Consider the following 21,238-nt stretch of genomic DNA (forward strand, 5'->3'; position numbering starts at 1 on the left):
TTTTGCCAATCAAAAATTTTTCTTTTTAAGAATCGATTGTATTTTTTCGTAAAAAAAATACCCCCTACATTTTCGTAGGAAGTATTTTTAGTCAACCATACCAGTTGACAGATATCCAGAAATTAGTTTTTCTTTGCCAGCTTATATAGCAAGTACATTGGCCAAATTAAGGCTCCTGCAACAAGCGTTAATAAAACAATCTTTTGGTTCTTTGATAAGTTATGACATGGACACTTCATATCTAATCGCCCCTTTGTTGATCAGTTAAGTTAATTATAACGCTTTCAAAGGAAGTATTAAAGAACTTACTTTGTTTTAGAAAGTTATAGTTTCTCCAATTTTTCTTGAATAATCTCTTTGCTTGGTACTTTCCTATAACCATTTGAGCCAAGTTGAAGAATACTATTATACAAAACTAATGCTAATTGACTTGCAGGAAGATTAAAATTTCTGGAAAAAGATTTAACCTCCCATTCTTCTGCTATAGCCCTTTGACCACGAGTCTCTATCCCTGTTATTACCGAATTTGCTCCTTGTTTCCAACTAACTCCTGATTCCCTTCGCCATTGATAAGAATATGCAACCGAAATATAAATAAAATACCATATTTGACTTACCGAAAAATTTTCAAGTAGTTGGCCAATAACTAGTCTTGTTTTCTTCCCAGGACTGAACTTAAAGCCTACTGCATCCATTCGATATATTAAAAATTCAATAACTTCTTGATATGCTATTTCTTTCCAAAGGATTAAGCATTCTTCTGGTGTGCTTAAATATTCTTCTGCTGAGGGATATTCTAATCGTTTTAATAATTCCTCATGATCTAAATTCTCGTCCTGAACATTAATTAAATAATTAACTTTGTAAATATAATATGTATTTGGATAATTAGGACCATCCTCTGGAAATGCCTCTAACGGCGAGTCTGGAGCTACTTTTATAATTTGTCGATCTATTAAATAGTTAAGGATGTCCTTTTCCATTCCTTTAGTCGGTGCCAGTTTATTTTCGTTTAATTTAATTGGCTTAATTTCCTTCGCGTCCTCACTTAACGCAGCCCTAAGCAATGCCGATAGATATAGCCTATCCTTTAATGATAATAAGCTCAGTAAAATTTTCTCATGATTTTCCTGTGAATATGTTTGTTCTATTAATTCACGACACTTTTTTCTTTTACTCTTCTCTTCTTCTATGCAATTATCACATCTGCACATTTCCATGTTTTTATGTCCACACTTTGGACAATATTCTTTTCGAGTCATTATTTCCGGAAAAGTTCTACTTGGTAGTTTTTGTAACATTCTCGCACCATCATACGGGCACTTCAACTCAGTCATAAATGGTGGGAATGCTTTAACTACCTGAGTAGGTTTTAAATTTAACTGATATTCTTTTACTATCCCTTTTAGTTTTTTATCCGTATTGTAATAATCATTTAATAAGTTTAAGATTTCACTTCTATTAAGTTCTTTTAACCCATTACCTATTAAATCCCACCTTAATTCTATATTCTCAATATTCATATATATCTCTCCTCACAAACATATGTTCAAAACGAATTTTATCATATTTACTATCATTCTACAAACGTTTGTTCGGAAGAATAAATAAATATTCATACATAGAAAATTCTAAGATGTCCTGATTGCAATTAATAAACGAGTAAAAATTCCAAATTTCATTAGTTGGCTAGTCAATTGTATCTTCCCCTGCTTTGGTAACTACACTTGTTTGCACATCAAATCATCATATCCATTATCAGCTATCAATTCTTTAATCACTTTTTACCTGGCTAATCCACTTAAGTCACGTAATGTTAAGGTAGTTACTTTCTCGACCGATCTTTTTTAGATTCTGGCATTTCTTTCATCCACTATATTAATTCATAAGTAATTATATAGTAATTTTTATATTCTTTTTCGATAACTAAACGTTTATTTCTTTAGTGTGATTATTTAACCTCAAATGAGAGCAGCGTAAAGAAAGGATTGCCTGTGCTTTCTGTAACACAAGATGTTCGTCCTTTTTAAGGAAGATTTACCTGCCATAGCATTGAAAGTATAACTTCTTCTGGTTATACAATTTTTACACTTGTTAATTCGATGCGCCATGATAATCACTTCATAATTTTTACAAATTTAGATATGATGGTAACTATAATTATCTTATAAATTAAAACGACTAATCAGCGTAGTAAAATCCGTTGATTAGTCGTTTTAGCTTATAGATCTTTTAGAGCTTCTGCTGAGTCACCCATTTTACGATCTAAATCGTTATGTTCTTGCACATAAGTTTTAAAACTACCTCCCAGATCAGTTGCATGGGTAGCAAAATGCTTTAAATTCAGGTATGCTTCATGAATAGTTTCTTTATCAGCCTTTGAAGGATAATCATTTTGCTGAATCTTTTGGTCTAACTGGTGAAGTTGATCGCTTAATTCCTTTACTTTAATTATTTCACTGCGATGATTATCTTCAATTTTTTTAACTGAGGTCGAGGCGTTAAAATTTTCACCTTCATTACGGATAGCGTCACGCCATTCATTTCCTTCTGCTTTAGATAAATCCTCTGTTTTAATCCCCAGCGATGTAAAAACGCGAATAAAATCTTCTTTATTTTCTAAATATTCAGTTTGACTATTATTAGTTGTAATCTTTTTTTCAGTTTGCGTCGTCTGCTGAGAATGCTGATCAATATAATCTTCCACCGATCCGACAAACCATACCGCAGAAAATAGTACGATTAGCGAAACGATCGTAAAGCGTTTATTCTTCTTATACTCTTTGCTTTCCTTATTTTTGCGATTTCTAAACCAACGAATTCCATAAATAATAGCTGCAATTAATGAAAAGAAAACTATTAATAATAGCGCGTCTGAAATAATTTGCATTTGAAAAACTCCTCAGTTAATATTTAAAACTCAAAAGGCCAATCAGCGTAACTAATGCGTTGGTTGGTCTTTTATATTCGTTTATCATATCATAATTAATTTCAGAAAACTACAATCATTTACCATATTTATTTTCATAATGCTATAATCAAACCATAACCTATCAAAGGAGGAGAATTGTATGTTTGAAGCTTACAAATACTACTGGCAAAACGCCTTTAAGTACCGGGCTACTTCAACGCGGGCGGATTTTTGGTGGCCAGTATTGGTTAATTTCATCATTTTTGTTATTTTATATTTCTTACTAGCAATCGCTGGTTTTACTTCTGTCACTTCGATTATGAACGGCTATAATCATGGCGTTGGGTTCTTAATCTTCTTACTCTTCGTTATTGCAGTATTCGCCATTGCTATTATTATTCCTGGAATTGCTATTTGTGTCCGACGGGTTCGCGATACCGGTTTGACAGGCTGGACTGTATTAGTTTTCTGGTTACTTTCCCTTATCTTTACAAGTAACGACAGTGCAGTGATGGAAACTATTTCCTCAGTCATTGATATAATTTTCTTAGTGATTCTCTGCTTGCCAACAGGCTATATCAGCAAGCATGGGTGGTGGAGTGCTAATTACGGTAATGATATTACTGTTCCATCATTACGAAACGATGATTAATTAAAAGAGCTGGTGCCTTCAAATGTAGCATCAGCTCTTTTAATTTAGTTATTAACCTTAATTATCCCTTGTAAATAGGTTGGTATGATCCCCGTAAAGTGATCTTATCAAGTCCGTTATCGAGGTTGTACTTGTCGTCGCTAAGCTTCTTTTCCCGGTAACCTGCCCGTGAAAAAGCTTCGACTAAGCGCGCCATAAATTCTTGACCACCTTCTGCAGTTTCATAAATCATGTGGTCAATGTATTGTGGCATGTTTGTACTCTTCCGCAATAAAGTGATTAAGTACACCTGCTTATCAGTCTTGTTAATTTCTGAGGTATTTTGCATCAATGACATATCTATTTCCTCCTATTCAATCCAAGAATTCTCTTCCTACTCATATTATAAATTATGTACAGGATTAGTCAAAACTGTTTATCAAAAAAATGAGCAAAAACACGAATAAGTTAATTAGAAAATAAGTGCCCTCCTGTAAAATATAATAATATTTTTACCCTAACCCTGTAATTTTCGTTAATTAAGTGTTACTATAATGGCGAAAGGAAGCATAATCATGGAAATTAATGCAGATGCTCTTAAGAACTTCCAAGATTCGAAGTTCAATTTTGTAGATGCAGATGGTAATGATGTAGACTTTGATAACTTGGACGAAAGTGTAAAGTACACTCTTCGTGATGGTGAAACAGTTGTTGAAGATGATATGCATGCCAAGGACGTTGTTGATACCATTAATAATGAATATGGTAAGACAATGAACGTTTAATTTCTTGATATGTAGAATTAAAAATAGGTTCCTATCACTCAATCTTTGATAGGGACCTATTTTTTTACTGTCTAAATTGCTTCTCTTGCCCAAGAGTTCTAAAATTAGAAATAAATTGAAAGATAAGGGGCTCTTATTTATGATGAACATTTTATTAATCATCTTAACAGCAATTTTTATTATCGAAAGTATTTTTGAAGTTCGTTATTTTTACCAAATTCGGACCATTTTTAATCAATCTGGCCGTATTGAACCTACTAAACGAGTTCAGCGAATCGTCACAATTGAAACTCAGTGGTCATGGATTTCATGGATCTTCTTACTCTTACTGTTTGTTTTACCAGACATGTATACCGCTATTCTCATCTGTGTCATTACCCTTATTGAAACATGGGTAGTCTACGAACTTTACAACGCTCGCGAATATGCTAAGAAAATTAATGAAAAATAAAAGTAAAGAGGAAGGTGTTACAAGCTCAACGCCTTCCTCTTTTTTATGCTACACGCACTTTTGTTAACAGTTCATAAACATAAGACAACTCACTTGGACGAAAGGCGCCATGGAGGGTCCCCACTTTTTTAAAGCCGCTCTTAGTTGCGATCCGTTGCATTGCCATATTATTTTCATTTGTGCTTAAACGAATTGATTCGATTTCTGGACGCTCGGTCTCCAAATACTCAATCAAACTCAAAAATAATTTGGATGCATATCCTTTTCCTGCGTGCCGTGAATGAATAGCTACGCGGTGGATTACAACATAATTTTCAGTATTAATTAGCCATTCCCCGTTGAGTTTGTCATAAAAATGATCCGGTGCTTCAACAATTGCTAACGTGCCAACTATTTGTCCATCATCTGCTTTAACGAGATAAGCATAACCATTCTCAATATCTTCTTTTACGTGGGTAACGTTCGGATAATCCCCCTGCCATTGATCAACGCCCCGCTCAGCTAACTGGTTACGTCCATCACGTAAAATATCTACTACTACATCTAAATCTGCCATTGTTGCTTTCCGGATTTTCATTGTAATCCCTCCTTAAAATCGTTGCTTATAGCTAAACCATAACAAATTAAGCAACTAATAGTATCACACCTCGAGATTCATATGCAATTACTTTTTATTTTTAAATTTAGGAAATCGATAAACTTATATTAAATAAGCTATTGACATCGCTTACATCTAATATTATATTATTAGGTGTAACGATAAACTAAAACGTTTTCAAATAAATAAAGGGAGAATTACTACAATGAATTATTTTATCGGTGTTGATGTTGGAACTACTTCTACAAAGGCAGTTCTATATGACCAAAATGCAACTGTGTTAGATCAATTTAGCCAAGGTTATTCCCTTTACCGCGATGCTAGTGGAATGGCTGAACAAAATCCAACTGCAATTGTCGAAGCAGTCGAAAAAGTTATTCATGATGCAGCGCAAAAAGCAGATTTAACAAACGGAAAATTGTTAGCGGTATCATTTTCTAGCGCTAACCAAAGCGTGATTATGCTCGACAAAAATTTCAATCCCCTTTCACGGGTCATCACTTGGGCTGATACCCGTGCACGTGATGTCGCCAACGAATTAAAGAATAGTCCTGCTGGTCAGCAAATTTATGCTAAAACAGGTACACCTATTCATCCAATGTCCCCATTGACCAAGATTATGTGGCTCAATAAGACACAAGCAGATAAGGTTGCTCAAACTGCATATTTTGGCGATATCAAATCCTACCTCTTCCACCAGTTTTTCAATACATTTAAGGTTGATGTTTCCATCGCTTCATGTACCGGAATGATGAATGTCAATACGTGTGACTGGGACGATCAAGCATTGGAACTCGCTAACGTCGACCGTTCCCAATTACCAGAAATCGTGAACGGAACAACCCAAGCGATTGGCCTAACAGCAGCGGCGCAAGCAAAAATGGGTATCCCCGCTGACACGCCATTTGTCTATGGTGCCTTTGACGGTGCTTTGTCTAATTTAGGTGTGGGGGCAATTAAGCAAAATACTGTTGCCATTACGATTGGGACTTCGGCTGGTGTACGGGTTGTAACTGACCATCCAGTGATCGATCCTCAGCAACGACTTTTTTGTTACGCCGTGGATAAAGGTTTATGGGTCATCGGCGGTCCGCTTAATAATGGTGGCGATGTCTATCAGTGGGCTGTTGAGCACTTAGTTGACGCTAGTGCAGTTAAAAATGAAAACATTGATCCTTACACCCTTGCTAACCAGGTTATTGAAGGTGTTCCTGCTGGAGCTCACGGTTTGCTTTTCCACCCATTCCTTGGCGGTGAACGGGCACCATTATGGGATGCAAATGCGCGTGGTAGTTTCTTCGGGCTTTCCCACATTCATACCCGTGCCGATATGCTGCGCTCAGTAATGGAAGGAATTTGTATGAATATTGCAACTGTTTTCCAAGCGGTTCGTGATCTTGTCGGTAATCCTGCAAGCGTAACTGCAACTGGCGGTTTTGCGCGAGCTGAAGTTTGGCGGCAAATGTTAGCAGATGTATTAAACTGTCCGGTCAATATTCCTAACTCATTTGAATCTGGTTGTCTCGGTGCAATTACCATGGCAATGAAGAGTTTAGGAATGATTGAAAACTATGAAATCATTAAAACATTAGTTGGTGATATCAGTTCTTATCAACCAAATCAAGATGCGGTTAATGTTTATCAAAATTACTTACCACTTTTTAAGCAGGTCGAAGGATTATTAACACCAGCCTATTCGACCATCGCCAAATTACAACAACAATCTACTACTCATTAGGGGGTTATTATTATGCCTTTACTTATTGTTTTAATCGGGGTTATTATCTTAATTTTCATGATTGTTAAACTAGAGATGAACACTTTCGTTGGTTTAGTAATCACATCATTCATCGTTGGTTTATTACTCGGCCTTCCACTTACAAAAATTCCGCAGACAATTGAAACTGGGATCGGGGGCCAATTAGGACACTTAGCTATTATCTTTGGTTTCGGGTCAATGCTTGGTAAATTAGTTTCTGATGCCGGTGGTGGATATCGAATTGCAACAACATTGATTAATAAGTTTGGTCGACGCTGGATCCAAGTTGCTGTTATCCTTGCTTCCTTTATCATTGGGTTAGCATTATTCTTTGAAGTTGGGCTTGTCGTTGTTTTACCGATTATCTTTATTATCGCCCGCGAGCTTGATATGCCATTGATGTATCTTGGTATTCCAATGGCAGCAACCTTAAACGTCACCCACGCTTTCTTACCACCACACCCCGCTCCAACTGCTATCACGGACATTCTTGGTGCAAACCTTGGACACGTCTTGCTACTTGGTATTTTAGCTGCAATCCCAACAATCATTATTGCTGGTCCAGTTTATAACTGGGTATTACAAAAAGTTTATCCGCGTGTTTACCGTAAAAATATTGATATTTCAGTTCTTGGCGAATATAAAGAATTCAAGCTTGACGAAACGCCTAAGTTCGGTATCTCCGTTCTAACTGCAATGATGCCAGTTATTTTAATTGCCGTTGCTACTATTTGTTCATTTATTTTCCCTAAGAACAATCCTGTTAATGAATTCATTCAATTTATTGGTGCACCTGACCTTGCAATGCTTCTTTCATTAATCTTCGCAATCTTTACGATGGGATTATGGCGAAACAAGAAAATGGAAGAAATTTCAACCGCCCTTGCCGACTCAATCAAGCAAATTTCTGTAATGCTTTTGATCATCGGTGGTGGTGGTGCCTTCAAGCAAGTTCTTGTTGATGGTGGAATTTCAAAATATATTTCTGGTTTATTCGCTCAAACTAACATTTCACCAATTCTAGCTGCTTGGTTAATTACTGCTTTATTACGGATGTCACTTGGATCCTCAACAGTTGCTGCGATGACCGCTGCCGGCCTTGTGGTTCCAATGGCTCACCAATTTGGCGGTAACTCAATTATGGCAACATTGATGGTTCTTTCCATCGGTGCCGGTTCTGTCTTTTGTGGACACGTTAATGATGCCGGTTTCTGGATGATCAAAGAATACTTTGGCCTTTCATTAAAGGAAACTTTACTTTCGTGGACAACGCTTACTTCCGTCTTAGCCCTTGCTGGATTGGGAGCCGTCTACGCCATTTCATTATTTATCTAAGTCAATTTAAGCGTCCTAGTGAATTAGCTAGTGACGCTTTTTGTATGGTTTGGTATTCTTAATAATAGTAGAACTATTAAGGATGATGAATAAACAAATGACGCAACATACTACTATCGCTGACGTTGCTAAAGCAGCTGGTGTTTCAGTGACTACTGTTTCACGTATTATTAATGGTCGTTATGATAAAATGCGCCCGGCAACGCGGAAACGGGTGGAAAAAGCAATTAAAGACCTTCACTTTGTTCCAACCGCTTCTGCTCGACAGCTTCGCCAAACTCATAGTCACGTTGTTGGAATCCTCGTTGGAGATATTTCTAACCCCTTTTCATCTTTACTTGCCAAAGGGATCGATGATGTTTTGCAACAGGCAGGCTATGATATCCTCCTCATGAACACGAACAACTCGCGGGAAAATGAAAGTCGTGCTCTTCAGCGACTATACCAACAACGAGTTGACGGAATTATTGTCCAACCTAATTCTCGGCACTTTAGTCAATTTGCTCCTGCTATTCATAACGATATTCCACTAGTGATCGTTGACCGTGAAGTTGATGACCAGCCTTCTACAGTTGGTAAGGTTACTTCTGCTAATCGCGATGCTTGTTATAATCTCGGTAAAATCCTGTATCAAAATGGTTATCAAAATATTTTAACTGTCAGCGCTCATTTTGCGGAAGCATCGGGTCAAATTCCTCGAATTGCCGGTTTAAAGGTTGCTGCTGCTGATAATGGGCTAAGCTATCACAATATTGAAACCCGTGGACATGATCGCCAATGGCTTGCTAAAACGTTTCTGCAACAGTTAAATGAGCTCAAAGGCAAAACTGCTGTCGTTTCATTAATGGGACCTATTTTATTCGACCTTTTAGCAATTTTTAAAGAACTAAACCTTTCTTTCCCTGATGATCTTGGCTTAGTTAGCTTCGATGACTGGGAATGGTCGCAATATGTCGCTAATGGAATTTTTCTGTTGAAGCAAGATATGGAGTTAATGGGTAGCTTAGCAGCTAATAAGCTTTTAACACAGATTAACCAACAAAGTACAATCAGTTCCACTACCCTTTTACCAGTTGAAATCATTGCACACCAGTCACTTTAGCATATAATATTACAAAGAGAATTAAATTGAGTTTTAAAGGAGAACAATAAATGAACTACTTAATTGGTGTTGACGTTGGAACCTCTAGCACAAAGGCTGTTTTATATGATCAAAATGCGCAGGTGATCACACAAGCTAATTATGGCTACGAGTTGCATCGTAATGCCGCGGGAATGGCAGAACAAGAGCCAGAAGAAGTAATCAATGCTGCTGAACAAGCCATCCATGATGTGACTACGGCAGCTGACCTTAGTACGGGGAAACTACTAGCAGTTTCAATCTCAAGTGCAAACCAAAGTCTCCTCTTATTAGATAAAGATAAGAAACCTCTTTCACGGTTAATCACCTGGGCAGATAGTCGTGCTCAGCGCGCAGCAGACAACCTTAAGATGATGACTGAAGGACAACAATTATATATGAAGACGGGAGTTCCTGTTCACCCCATGTCAACTTTGACAAAACTCCTTTGGTTAAGGGAAGACGAACCAGATTTATTTAGCCGCACAGCATATTTTGCTGATATTAAGGCTTACCTTTTCTACCGGTTATTTAATGAATTTAAGGTTGATATGTCAATCGCTTCCTCAACTGGCTTGATGAACCTTAAAACTTGTGATTGGGATGACCAGGCTCTTCGGGTTGCAGGGATAACCAAAGATCAACTGCCTGAAATTGTCGATGGAACAACTCAAGCAACTGGTTTAGTGCCCGAAGCCCAAGAAAAATTAGGAGTACCCGCTGATACGCCATTTATCTATGGTGCTTACGATGGTGCCCTTTCAAATATCGGTGTTGGTGCAACCAAGCAAAATACAGTAGCAATTACAATCGGTACTTCTGCAGCTGTACGAGTCGTAACTGACCATCCTGTTATTGATCCAGAACGCCGCCTCTTCTGTTATGCTATTAATAAGGGATTGTGGGTCGTTGGTGGCCCGCTTAATAACGGTGGCGATGTCTATGAATGGGCAGTAAAACACCTTGTTGATAGTAGCGCAGTTAAAAATGAACAAGTGGATCCTTATACTTTAGCAAATCATGTTATTGAAGGGGTCCCAGCAGGTGCGCACGGGCTTCTCTTTCATCCTTTCCTTGGCGGTGAGCGAGCCCCATTGTGGAATGCTAAAGCGCGTGGTAGTTTCTTTGGGCTTTCTCATATCCATACACGGGCTGATATGCTACGAGCAGTTATGGAAGGAATTAGCATGAACATTGCAACAGTCTTCCAAGCAGTACGAGCGTTAGTCGGTGAACCAGCGAGCGTTACTGCAACAGGTGGCTTTGCTCGCTCAAAAGTATGGCGCCAAATGCTTGCTGATATCTTAAACTGTCCAGTTAACGTTCCTGACTCATTTGAATCTGGCTGCCTCGGGTCAGTAGTTATGGCTATGCAAAGTTTGGGAATGATCGATAGTCTTGATACACCACAGAAGTTCATTGGCAAGGTTAGTTCTTACCAACCAGATCCAGCCGCGGTAAAAGTATATCAACGCTATACTCCACTCTTCCAACAAATTGAAGATATGCTTGCTCCTGCTTATTCTGAAATCGCTAAACTACAAGAACGACAAAACAATTAAAGAATCAAAAAATCGATCTTACAATCATTTTCCGATGTAAGATCGATTTTTTTAATTATGATTATTCTGTTAACAGGTTCTTAATATTACCTTTAGTATTTTTCAAATCGATGTAAATCGCTTCCACCCATGTTATTATTAATCTATGGTAAAAAAATATTTATAGAAAGGAAGTGGTACTAATGGCCGCATGGAAAAAATGGTGGGTTTCATTTGTAATGATGCTTCAGGTAATCGTTGGAATTGTTGTCGTATCGCTATGGTTTTATCGTGACCAAACTTGGACGATTCCAGTTAATGATTGGCTTCATAGCCCCATCGGTCAAAGTTTCTCAGCAGGAGTCGCAGTATTTTTAATCATTGTTGCTTTAACCGTAATAGCAATTGCTGTTTTTCGTCCCACAACAACTAAACAAATGACAATCGCTAAAGATGGTGCTAATAAAGTTCAAATTGATCAGCATGCAGTTGAACACAGCTTAACTACTTCAATTGCCAAATTTGACCTTTATAACCCAGTGATTAACCTCAAAATGCACCGGAATAATCATAATGCAGACGTTACCATTCATGGAATGCTCTCTAAGAGAACCAATCCAAAACTAATTCATACAGTACTACTCCAGACAATTAAAGAGAACCTAAAACGAGATTTCGACATTGATCTTAATAAATTACACATTAAGCTAAGTCCCTACTCAAACAGAGAATCAGTTAACATTGTCTAAAAAAGGAGGCACTCCATGAAACTTGCTACAATTGGCGTTATATTAGGATTGCTCATCAGTATTAGTTGGATTATGTGGGGCTTTTTCCCAATGATCGGTATTCTATTAGCTGTCACTATCTTGGGCGGAATTGGCTATATTCTTGATGCAAAGGGCTATTCATTAAATAAACTTGCGATAAAAATGTTAGATAAATTTGCCAACTAATTCAAGGAGGAATTAATATGACAACCACTACAAATAATAAAACAATTGATGAGCAATTAACATTCGATGATCAAGTAATTGAGAAAATTGCTGGGATCACCGCTAGCAAAGTTCCTGGAATCCTTTCCCTGGATGGAAATATGTTTAGTGAATTAGCGGACAAAGTAACTTCCGGAAGCAATCCAACCAAGGGTATTAATGCCGATGTTGGTGAAAAGCAAGTCGCATTAAAAATGGAAGCTACCATCGAATATGGCAAAAGCGCTCCAGAAATTTTTAAAGCTGTTTGTTCTGAGGTGCAGCATGCAATCAATAAGATGACTGGTTTAAACTTAGTTAAGTTTGAGCTACATATCAATGATGTTAAAACAAGAGAAGAAGTAAAAAAAGATACAAAATAAGGGAACGAGCAAAGCATCACGGGCACCTTCGTTTTCAACACGAAGCTCTCATATGCAACATCGGCCTCCAGCATTCGGCTTTACCGGGCGTTGGAGGCCTATTCTGGTTGCTTCTTATGGACGTGGCTTTACTTATGTCATATTTACACAATAATCATTTAAAATGACGTCCTAAAATAACTAAATCACGTTTAATCCCATCAAGCTCTGCTACTTGTGGTAAAAGCCCCCATTGCGTAAAACCAAACGATTTAAATAACTTTAGGCTTGGAATATTATGACCAAAGATATAAGCCACGATTGTATCAACTGTTAATTTAGGCAATTGACCGATAATAAATTCCATGGTTTTTGTACCAACCCCTTGTTTCCGTAACCGTTGATCAAGGTAAATGGCAATTTCACTAGTATGATCATAGGCTGGACGACCATAAAAATGCTCAAGGGCAACCCACCCGAGAACCTCATTTTGATATTCAATTACCCAGATTGGATGATTTTCGTCAAACGCTTCAAACCACCCTTTCCGTTCCTCAACCGTTATCGGGGTAAGATCCGCAGTCGCTAAACGTGACGGAATAATTTGGTTATAAATTTCAACAATTTTTGGTAAATCTTCAAGTGTCGCTTTTCGGTATTGTAACTCCACTATACTTTCCTCTAAAAAATTTCCTAAACTAATTTTTTTGAACCATTCGAACTAACCCAATCATCATACTTAATAAGATTCCGATTGATGCTAGTAAGGTATATCGCCGTAATTGTTGATTTTCTTCAGTTAATAATTTTATTTCTCGTCGCATAGCTTTTTTCTTCACTGTAAGCACCGCCTTCATTAATTCTAACAAGATCATCATATCATATTATTTGCGATTGCTTCTTAATATTTTATCTTTATCCTGTTAATGACTATAATAAAAATCATAAGGAAGTGTGTAAAGGGTATGATTTTTAACGATATTATTAGCATTTTATTATTTTGCGCGTTTGCTTATCTTTTTAATTTTAACTTTCACCGCGATAACTATGCCTATGCTATTGTGATGTTTATCGGCATGATGGTATTTTATGGCGATTTTTACCATCATCTCCCAATCAACTGGAAATTGTATATTTTGCTTATTGCTACTTTTTTATGGGCTTTATTCACAATCTTCATGGGGAGACAAGCATTAATTAAACCAGCTCAACGTAAACATTTTTCCTATGCAACGATTATTGGAATTTTTGCAATTATTATCACTTTTATCTTCAGGATTATTCTTTAAAAGCAATAAGGGAGCATGATCATGAAGTCGTATCTGGCTTCTATCACGCTCCCTTATTATATTGCTAGCAATCATGTGCTCGATCAATTTGAGAATTTAAGTCTGTATTACTAAGATCCAGAACTTCAAGATTATCTGTTAAAACGCGTTTAGGACTGACAAGTGGCATTGTAAAGTAACGCGGGTTAAACCTTACTTCCATTTCATCATCAAATTGAACTGCTGTATGGTCTTTAATAAAAACATCCCCTAAATTAGAGGTAATCTTTTCATTGTAATCTGGGGTATCTAAATCCTCTTTAACAAGGATTAGTCGATAATCACCATCTAAACTGCAACTCCCAACGGCAGAAAATGGACCAACCCCATCATCAAAATCTAGGAGCATCTTCTTAGATGACAGTTCATAACGCTGTAAACGTTCGATAGCTTGATCAGTAAATGTGATATTCATTAATATCAACCCCATTTCTTAAAATCAGTACTTATATTTTAACTAATTAAGAATAAGCTTTGAAATTTAAAGCTCAAAAAAACTGAGAAAAATCGCAAAATCTTTCTCAGTTTTTTAAATTAATTTATTTATTAACCTTCGAATGCATCAGTCAAAGGAGGAACAACTTGCTTCTTTCGTGATACAACACCCGGTAAATTCATCCGCTTGTTTTCGTTAAGCTTCTTACCAAAGGCTGCTTCAACCTTTTCAGCAGGATCACCAATAACTAATAATTCTGAGTCACTGTTTAAGATGTTAGTAGCGATTAATAAGAATAAATCATAATCGTTATCATCCATCATACTTTGCATTTGACTTTCAAGATCAGCTTGACGAGCAAAAACATCATCTAAATCAACGGTGTTAACTTGACCAATACGAACTTTCTTGCCGCCAAGTTCAAAGGTCTTAGCATCACCATCAACGATATCAGCATCAGACTTAGCACCAAGGTTAGTACCAGCCTTAAGCATTTCAATGCCGTACTTTTCGTAATCTTCAACACCAGCGATTTTTGCTAAGTACTTAACAGCTTCACGATCGTGGTCAGTTGTAGTTGGTGACTTCAAAAGCAAGGTATCAGAAATGATAGCAGAAAGCATCATCCCAGCCAAGTTAGCGGGAATATTAATGTGCTTTTCTTGGAACAATTCTGTAATGATTGTACTTACACAACCGTAAGGACGAACAGTTGCCCAGAGTGGTTGAGCCGTTTCAAAGCCGGCAATCCGGTGGTGATCAACTAAGTGCGTTACAGTGACCTTGTCGATATCACTAACACTTTGTTGTGGTTCGTTGTGGTCTACAAGCATTACCTTATCTACTTCGTTTGCAGCGGTTTCGATTACGCGTGGTGCTTCCATACCGAAAGTCTTCAATGCAAACTTAGTCTCATCATTTGGTTCACCTAAAGCAACTGCTTCAGTTTCGTATCCCAATTGGTTTTGGAAGTATGAAAATGCCATTGCAGCGGTAATCGCATCTGTATCAGGCTTTTGGTGTCCAAATACTAATTCTTTGCTCATATAAATTCCTCCTGTTTGTTCACTACTTTAATCCTAGTTATTTCTAGTAGGTGAAACAATCTACATTTTCTATTCTATCATGGAAGTTAATAGATTAAAGAACAATTATTAAATATCTTTCCTATTATGAATAAAATCTTTTAAGATCTGCCACATTTGTTCATGCTGGCTGTTAAAAAAACGTGGTGGGTCTTCATCTAACGAAAAATATTCAGTAGTTGTCGTTTCTGTAATTTTGGGTTGATAATGCTTAGCGCTACTTTCTTCAACTAAGTAAAAAGCATTAACTGGTTGAACGCGGTCACCATTAGGATAAGTGTAAAAATTCTGATCAAGAATTGCTAGTCGTTTGACAGGCACGACTTCAACTCCCGCATCTTCTTTAAATTCCCGCTTTACAGTTTGCTCAAAAGATTCGCCAAATTCCATGTAGCCGCCTGGGAAACCCCAATCACCAGTGTCCGCCCGTTCTTGAAGTAAAACAGCCTTCTGCTTGTTTAAGAGTGCCCCAGAAGCACTGGTCATTATTAAGGGACGATTCCCAACTAAATCACGAATTTCTTTAATATACGCCAAACTTTTCGCCTTCTTTTAATTTTGGCTAACAGGTTCTTCGGACAAAACATTCGTTTGTTTCATTCGAAGTTTTACTGGTTCCCCTTGCGTATCGGTATCAATTACAAAAGTTCCATTTGACTTAATCGAACTTAGATGATGGTCAGTAGCCATTATATCTTGGAATGCTGGCCGGTTAGTAATAGTCTCAAAAGCACCTTGATAATCATGGTCGTAAGCGAGGAAGTCTGCAATTTCATGTGGATGTGATTTCAACCGCCGAAGGACAAGTTCGCCCCGCCGTGCTCGCGCCCCAACTTCAATCTCATCAACTGGCATTTCCTTAAATGCACCTCGTTGAGTAATTACAGCAATATCTTGACCAGCTTTAACCAAGATTTGATCTGCTACTTGGTCATCATCTTTCAAATTAATGGCCCGTACACCAGCTGTCCGGATTCCTGTTACAGGAACATCTGCAACATCATACCGCACTGCATATCCTTGGCGACTAATCGTCAATAGTGAACGGTTCTCATTTGTTGGTTCATAGTAATCAACATTTACAACTTGCGCATTATCCCTAAGCTTAATTGCGACACTTGCATGGCTCTTGTAACGTGAACCAGGCTTATAGTCATTAAAGGCCGTTTGCTTTACTTGACCATCGCTGGTTCCCATGATGATTGTTCCTGGCTGATCTAGTTTATCAAAAATCATTGCTTTAATGATCTCTTCATTATCCGCTAAACCGATTGTTTGTGAGATATGTTCGCCGGTATCTTTCCACCGCGCATCCGCAATTTCATGAATTGGGCGGTAAATAATATGCCCGAGATTGGTAAACATAAATAAATGCGATAATGTGTTTGTTTGTTGAATCAATAATGGGTAATCGTCTTCTCGGAGACCGTTTTCTTCTGCCTCCGACGCCTTGAAGGAACGAATGCTGCTTCGTTTGATATAGCCCGCATGCGAAACTAAGACCACAACATCTTCGTTGGCAACCGTAACTTTAGTATCAATCTCAAGTTTTTCAACATGATTTTCAATCTTGGTCCGTCGTGGATTGCCAAATTCCTTCTTAATGGCCCTAATTTCCTTAGTAAGAACTTTTGCTAACTCATTTTCGTTAGTCAAGATTAACTGATATTCATTAATCCGCGAATTTAATTGTTCTTGTTCTTTTTCCAGCTCAGTTACATCCGTATTTGTTAAGCGATAAAGTTGCAAGGTAACAATTGCTTCGGCCTGTTCAGGTGTAAAGTTGTATTCTTTTACTAAGTTTTCCTTTGCATCCTTACGATTCTTACTTGCTCGAATCGTTTTAATGACTTTATCTAAAATTGAGAGTGCTTTGATTAACCCTTCGACAATATGCAAACGTTGTTGAGCCTTCGTTAGGTTATATTGTGTCCGTCGACAAATAATCTCTTTCTGGAATTCGAGATAGGAAATCAAAATTCGCTTCAATCCAACACGCATTGGTCGCTGGTCATCAATCGCAACCATATTGAAGTTATAGTTAATCTGTAGATCGGTGTTCTTTAATAAGTAATTAAGAATACCGTTCGCATTAGCTCCCCGCTTTAGTTCGATTGCAATTCGTAATCCACTACGATCAGTTTCATCGCGAGCTTCCGCAATTCCCTCAACTTTTTTGGCAAGGCGCAGATCGTTAATTCGCTTAACCAGTTGCGCCTTATTTACTTCATAAGGGATCTCCGTCACATTAATTTGTTGACGACCACCTCGCAAGGTTTCAATCTCCGTTTTTGCTCGCACTACAACCCGACCGCGACCAGTCTGGTATGCCTTACGAATGCCATCAATCCCCTGAATGATTCCACCAGTTGGGAAATCAGGGCCAGGAATAAATTCCATTAACTTATCCAAAGAAGCAGTTGGATGCTTGATAAGATAAATCAGTGCATCAAGAACTTCGCTTAAATTATGTGTTGGAATCTCAGTAGCATATCCAGCAGAAATTCCAGTTGCTCCATTAACGAGTAAGTTAGGAATACGTGCTGGTAAAACTGTCGGTTCTTTTTCAGTATCATCAAAGTTTAAGGCCATCTCAACTGTATCTTTGTCGATATCTTGAAGCATTAAACCTGCTATTTTACTAAGCCGCGCTTCAGTATAACGCATGGCAGCTGGTGGATCACCATCCATTGATCCATTGTTACCATGCATTTCAATTAGAGGTTCACGTAATTTCCAATCCTGACTTAGCCGAACTAATGCTTCATAAATTGAACTATCACCGTGGGGGTGGAAGTTACCCATTACGTTCCCGACTGATTTAGCAGACTTACGAAACCCTTTATCATAAGTATTTCCATCTTTATTCATGGCAAATAAAATCCGGCGCTGAACCGGTTTTAATCCGTCGCGAATGTCAGGTAAAGCTCGTTCTTGAATAATTGATTTTGAATAACGCCCAAAACGATCACCCATGATCTGTTCGAGCGTCATATGTTCAATTTTTCCGTTTCTCACAAAACTTGATTCCCTTCTCTATTTATTCCATGTATTAATTGTAGGCTCTTTAGTTTGAGGTAATTGTCCTTTATTCTCAACTAATTTATCGGATTCTTGATCATCGGCTAACGTGAATTGGACATTTTCTTCAATCCATTCTCGCCGTGGTTCCACCTTATTACCCATCAAGGTAGTTACACGACGCTCAGCTAATTCAGCATCCTCGATACGAACTTGGATTAGTGTCCGAGTTTCTGGATTCATCGTCGTTTCCCACAACTGATCAGCATTCATTTCACCAAGCCCTTTGAACCGTTGTAATTGTGCTCCCTTGCCCATCTTTTTAGTCAATTTTGTTAATTCTTCATTAGTCCACGCATACGTGATATTAGTCTTAGCTCCACGTCCGCGTTGCAAACGATAAAGTGGTGGAAGAGCAATATAGATTTTTCCAGCTTCGATCATTGGCCGCATATACTTGTAGAAAAAGGTAAGAAGAAGAATCTGAATATGAGCACCATCATCATCGGCATCAGTCATAATAATAATCTTATCGTAGTTTGAATCTTCAACGTTAAATTCAGAACCAGCACCAGCACCAACAGTATAGATAATTGTGTTCAATTCTTCGTTTTTTAATACATCATCTAACTTCGCCTTTTCTGTATTTAGCACTTTCCCTCGTAATGGTAAAATTGCTTGGAATTTACGGTCACGTCCCTGCTTAGCTGACCCACCAGCGGAATCCCCTTCGACTAGGAATAATTCGTTTTTCTTAGCATTTTTTGATTGGGCAGGAGTCAATTTTCCAGAAAGATTTCGTTCCTTTTTACCCTTTCGTTTACCACCACGGGCTTGGTTACGGGCTTTGCGGGCAGCTTCTCGGGCTTCACGAGCCTTTAACGCCTTACGAATTAACATCTGGGCAAAGTCACCATTTTCCATTAAGGCATAGTTAAGCTGCTCACTGACAATCGCATCAACAATTTTCCGTGCTTCAGGAGTTCCCAGTTTATCCTTTGTCTGGCCTTCAAATTGAAGTAGACGTTCCGGAATCCGAACAGAAATAACAGCTGTTAACCCTTCCCGAACATCACTACCTTCTAGATTTTTATCATTAGCCTTTAACAGACCAACTTTTTTTGCGTATTCATTGAAAGTCTTCGTCCAGGCACTCCGGAATCCTGCTTCATGAGTACCACCATCTGGAGTTCGGACATTGTTGACAAATGATAACAAGCTCTCAGAATAACCATCATTATATTGAGCTGCTACTTCAACTTCGACCCCGTCTTGCTTTCCGTCAAAGTAGAGCGTCTTTCCTAAAACGTCCTTACCCTCGTTAAGATAAGAAACGAATTCTTGAATTCCATTGTCGAATTGGAATACATCTTGTTTTTCTTGACCAGCCCGCTTATCGGTAAGGGTAATCTTAATCCCTTTCAATAAAAAGGCCGACTCACGAAGCCGATTAGCTAAGGTATTGTAGTCATAAACAGTAGTTGAAAAAATCTTCGGGTCCGGCTTAAATGAGACGGTCGTTCCGTTCTCAGCTTTAGTTTTTCCTAATTTTTTCAACGTTCCAACTGGTTGACCGCCATCCTTAAAAATTTCTTGGTAACGGACGTGATCACGGACAATTGTCAGCGTCAAATGTGATGATAAGGCATTTACTACGGAAGCTCCAACACCATGGAGCCCTCCTGAAGTTTTATAACCATCTGACTGACCAAATTTTCCTCCAGCATGGAGAACCGTCATAATAACTTCAGGTGTCGGCTTACCGGAGGCATGCATCCCAACTGGCATCCCCCGACCATGATCTTGAACTGTAATCGCATTGTCTGCTTCAATGGTGACGTTAATCTCATCACCATAACCGGATAATGCTTCATCAACGGCATTATCCACTATTTCATATACCAGGTGGTGCAATCCACGTGAGTCAGTAGATCCAATATACATCCCTGGTCTTTTTCGTACTGCCTCAAGCCCTTTTAATACTTGTATGGATGAGGCATCATATTTTACTTCTTCTTTGGCCACAAAATGACCTCCCATTGCCTATATTATACCTAAACGTATGTTCGGAAAATTATTTTACCATTTACATTTGTTAATTGTAAAGCTAAACCGGCTACAATTTCAATTCATAATTAAAATGATACTGAAAACTTAGTAGATTGGCAAATTGTGTCTTCCTAGTGGTTAAAATTAAATATTCATGCTATGCTTAAAAGCTGTATAAGCTATTATTAAGGAGCTATTTATATGATTTTTGAAATTATTGGGATGATTATTATTGCTTACCTCTTAGGTTCAATCCCAACTGGCCTCTGGATCGGTAAGTATATTTATCATAAAGATATTCGCAAGTTAGGTAGCGGTAATATCGGAACAACAAATACCTTTCGGACATTGGGGTTTAAGGCGGGCGTCGTTGTTTTGGTTATCGATATTCTAAAGGGAACACTCGCTGCCAGTCAGCCATACTTTTTAGGAATATCTGGAACCGTTAACCCCCTATTGATCGGACTCTTTGCTAGTCTTGGTCACACTGTATCAATATTCGATAATTTTCATGGTGGGAAAGCAGTGGCAACTAGCGCGGGGATTCTCTTAGCTTATAACCCCCTCCTTTTTGTTGTTGCCTGTTTGATTTTTATCTTTGTCTTATGCTTGACAAGTATGGTTAGTGCCGCCAGTATGGTAGGGATTAGTGCAATTTTCATTATTGCCCTCTTCATTCATGCTTGGATTTTAGCAATCGTGGCAGGAATATTAACAGGAGTGGTCTTTTACCGCCACCGATCAAACATTCACCGAATTTTATCAGGAAAAGAATCAATGGTAAGTTTTGGCCTTGGCTATTATTTACGAGAAAAGAAGCTAAATAAATAGGAGACTGGAAATGGAAAGTTT

Annotated in this window: 23 protein-coding genes; 12 read left to right on the forward strand and 11 right to left on the reverse strand. The window is 38.0% G+C overall.

All coding sequences use genetic code 11. The annotated features are described in order from the left end of the window. Window positions 1-323 precede the first annotated feature (323 nt). Both LMC10_RS00690 and LMC10_RS00695 read right to left on the reverse strand, forming a co-directional pair. Complete coding sequence (locus tag LMC10_RS00690) at window positions 324-1,523, reverse strand: hypothetical protein (protein ID WP_229268652.1); 1,200 nt, start codon at window positions 1,521-1,523, stop codon at window positions 324-326. Between the two features lie 698 nt (window positions 1,524-2,221). After that, window positions 2,222-2,890, reverse strand: coding sequence for a pilin (locus LMC10_RS00695; RefSeq protein WP_229268653.1), 669 nt, complete (start codon window positions 2,888-2,890; stop codon window positions 2,222-2,224). Window positions 2,891-3,071: 181 nt separating this feature from the next. On the opposite strand from LMC10_RS00695, the gene LMC10_RS00700 reads away from it, so the two are divergent. Next, the gene (locus LMC10_RS00700; protein WP_229268654.1) at window positions 3,072-3,563 is read left to right on the forward strand and encodes a DUF805 domain-containing protein; all 492 of its coding nucleotides are present in this window, start codon (window positions 3,072-3,074) and stop codon (window positions 3,561-3,563) included. A gap of 61 nt (window positions 3,564-3,624) precedes the next feature. On the opposite strand, the gene LMC10_RS00705 is transcribed toward LMC10_RS00700, so the two are convergent. After that, window positions 3,625-3,900 carry a hypothetical protein gene (locus LMC10_RS00705; RefSeq protein WP_003666104.1) on the reverse strand — a complete coding sequence of 92 codons (276 nt, stop codon included), beginning with the start codon at window positions 3,898-3,900 and terminating at the stop codon, window positions 3,625-3,627. Between the two features lie 196 nt (window positions 3,901-4,096). On the opposite strand from LMC10_RS00705, the gene LMC10_RS00710 reads away from it, so the two are divergent. Then, on the forward strand, window positions 4,097-4,327 hold the full coding sequence (locus LMC10_RS00710; protein ID WP_003667978.1) for a hypothetical protein: 231 nt from the start codon (window positions 4,097-4,099) through the stop codon (window positions 4,325-4,327). 139 nt (window positions 4,328-4,466) lie between these two features. Further along, window positions 4,467-4,778 carry a hypothetical protein gene (locus LMC10_RS00715; protein ID WP_003666102.1) on the forward strand — a complete coding sequence of 104 codons (312 nt, stop codon included), beginning with the start codon at window positions 4,467-4,469 and terminating at the stop codon, window positions 4,776-4,778. Between the two features lie 43 nt (window positions 4,779-4,821). Here LMC10_RS00715 and LMC10_RS00720 read toward each other — a convergent pair whose 3' ends face one another. Next, on the reverse strand, window positions 4,822-5,355 hold the full coding sequence (locus LMC10_RS00720; protein WP_229268655.1) for a GNAT family N-acetyltransferase: 534 nt from the start codon (window positions 5,353-5,355) through the stop codon (window positions 4,822-4,824). A gap of 226 nt (window positions 5,356-5,581) precedes the next feature. Between LMC10_RS00720 and LMC10_RS00725 the strand changes: the two genes are divergently transcribed. The 7 genes from LMC10_RS00725 to LMC10_RS00755 all read left to right on the forward strand — a co-directional run bounded on the left by LMC10_RS00725 (window position 5,582) and on the right by LMC10_RS00755 (window position 12,488). Further along, window positions 5,582-7,114: a gluconokinase gene (locus LMC10_RS00725; RefSeq protein WP_229268656.1), complete on the forward strand. Its 1,533-nt coding sequence runs from the start codon at window positions 5,582-5,584 to the stop codon at window positions 7,112-7,114. Between the two features lie 12 nt (window positions 7,115-7,126). Further along, window positions 7,127-8,470, forward strand: a complete 1,344-nt coding sequence (locus LMC10_RS00730; RefSeq protein WP_229268657.1) for a gluconate:H+ symporter — start codon at window positions 7,127-7,129, stop codon at window positions 8,468-8,470. An 82-nt stretch (window positions 8,471-8,552) separates the two neighbouring features. Continuing rightward, window positions 8,553-9,572 (forward strand): LacI family DNA-binding transcriptional regulator, encoded by a 1,020-nt coding sequence (locus tag LMC10_RS00735; RefSeq protein WP_163621992.1) that lies wholly within the window; start codon window positions 8,553-8,555, stop codon window positions 9,570-9,572. Window positions 9,573-9,622: 50 nt separating this feature from the next. Next, complete coding sequence (locus LMC10_RS00740) at window positions 9,623-11,152, forward strand: gluconokinase (RefSeq protein WP_229268658.1); 1,530 nt, start codon at window positions 9,623-9,625, stop codon at window positions 11,150-11,152. A gap of 182 nt (window positions 11,153-11,334) precedes the next feature. After that, complete coding sequence (amaP, locus tag LMC10_RS00745) at window positions 11,335-11,880, forward strand: alkaline shock response membrane anchor protein AmaP (RefSeq protein ID WP_229268659.1); 546 nt, start codon at window positions 11,335-11,337, stop codon at window positions 11,878-11,880. A 15-nt stretch (window positions 11,881-11,895) separates the two neighbouring features. Continuing rightward, entirely contained in the window at window positions 11,896-12,087 is a 192-nt protein-coding gene (locus LMC10_RS00750) for a hypothetical protein (protein ID WP_078009053.1), read from the forward strand. A 17-nt stretch (window positions 12,088-12,104) separates the two neighbouring features. Then, window positions 12,105-12,488 (forward strand): Asp23/Gls24 family envelope stress response protein, encoded by a 384-nt coding sequence (locus tag LMC10_RS00755; protein ID WP_003674201.1) that lies wholly within the window; start codon window positions 12,105-12,107, stop codon window positions 12,486-12,488. A 154-nt stretch (window positions 12,489-12,642) separates the two neighbouring features. Here the strand turns inward: LMC10_RS00755 and LMC10_RS00760 are convergent, their stop codons facing one another. Together LMC10_RS00760 and LMC10_RS00765 are read right to left on the reverse strand one after the other, a co-directional pair. Next, window positions 12,643-13,137, reverse strand: coding sequence for a GNAT family N-acetyltransferase (locus LMC10_RS00760; RefSeq protein ID WP_229268660.1), 495 nt, complete (start codon window positions 13,135-13,137; stop codon window positions 12,643-12,645). Between the two features lie 28 nt (window positions 13,138-13,165). Then, entirely contained in the window at window positions 13,166-13,306 is a 141-nt protein-coding gene (locus tag LMC10_RS00765) for a hypothetical protein (protein ID WP_003666088.1), read from the reverse strand. Window positions 13,307-13,432: 126 nt separating this feature from the next. Here LMC10_RS00765 and LMC10_RS00770 point away from each other — a divergent pair, with 126 nt between their 5' ends. Further along, window positions 13,433-13,756: a hypothetical protein gene (locus LMC10_RS00770; RefSeq protein ID WP_085679626.1), complete on the forward strand. Its 324-nt coding sequence runs from the start codon at window positions 13,433-13,435 to the stop codon at window positions 13,754-13,756. Between the two features lie 64 nt (window positions 13,757-13,820). Here LMC10_RS00770 and LMC10_RS00775 read toward each other — a convergent pair whose 3' ends face one another. The 5 genes from LMC10_RS00775 to parE all read right to left on the reverse strand — a co-directional run bounded on the left by LMC10_RS00775 (window position 13,821) and on the right by parE (window position 20,377). Then, window positions 13,821-14,210 carry an iron-sulfur cluster biosynthesis family protein gene (locus LMC10_RS00775; RefSeq protein WP_029507479.1) on the reverse strand — a complete coding sequence of 130 codons (390 nt, stop codon included), beginning with the start codon at window positions 14,208-14,210 and terminating at the stop codon, window positions 13,821-13,823. Window positions 14,211-14,341: 131 nt separating this feature from the next. Beyond that, complete coding sequence (locus tag LMC10_RS00780; RefSeq protein ID WP_003668076.1) at window positions 14,342-15,277, reverse strand: manganese-dependent inorganic pyrophosphatase; 936 nt, start codon at window positions 15,275-15,277, stop codon at window positions 14,342-14,344. A gap of 108 nt (window positions 15,278-15,385) precedes the next feature. Then, window positions 15,386-15,853, reverse strand: coding sequence for an NUDIX hydrolase (locus tag LMC10_RS00785; protein WP_229268661.1), 468 nt, complete (start codon window positions 15,851-15,853; stop codon window positions 15,386-15,388). 15 nt (window positions 15,854-15,868) lie between these two features. Beyond that, window positions 15,869-18,334, reverse strand: a complete 2,466-nt coding sequence (gene parC / locus LMC10_RS00790) for a DNA topoisomerase IV subunit A (protein WP_229268662.1) — start codon at window positions 18,332-18,334, stop codon at window positions 15,869-15,871. Between the two features lie 18 nt (window positions 18,335-18,352). Next, entirely contained in the window at window positions 18,353-20,377 is a 2,025-nt protein-coding gene (gene parE / locus LMC10_RS00795; protein WP_003670915.1) for a DNA topoisomerase IV subunit B, read from the reverse strand. 210 nt (window positions 20,378-20,587) lie between these two features. Here parE and plsY point away from each other — a divergent pair, with 210 nt between their 5' ends. Continuing rightward, entirely contained in the window at window positions 20,588-21,217 is a 630-nt protein-coding gene (plsY, locus tag LMC10_RS00800) for a glycerol-3-phosphate 1-O-acyltransferase PlsY (RefSeq protein ID WP_152711632.1), read from the forward strand. Window positions 21,218-21,238: the final 21 nt, after the last annotated feature.

The organism is Limosilactobacillus reuteri subsp. simiae (assembly GCF_020784875.1).
GTDB lineage: Bacteria > Bacillota > Bacilli > Lactobacillales > Lactobacillaceae > Limosilactobacillus > Limosilactobacillus reuteri_H.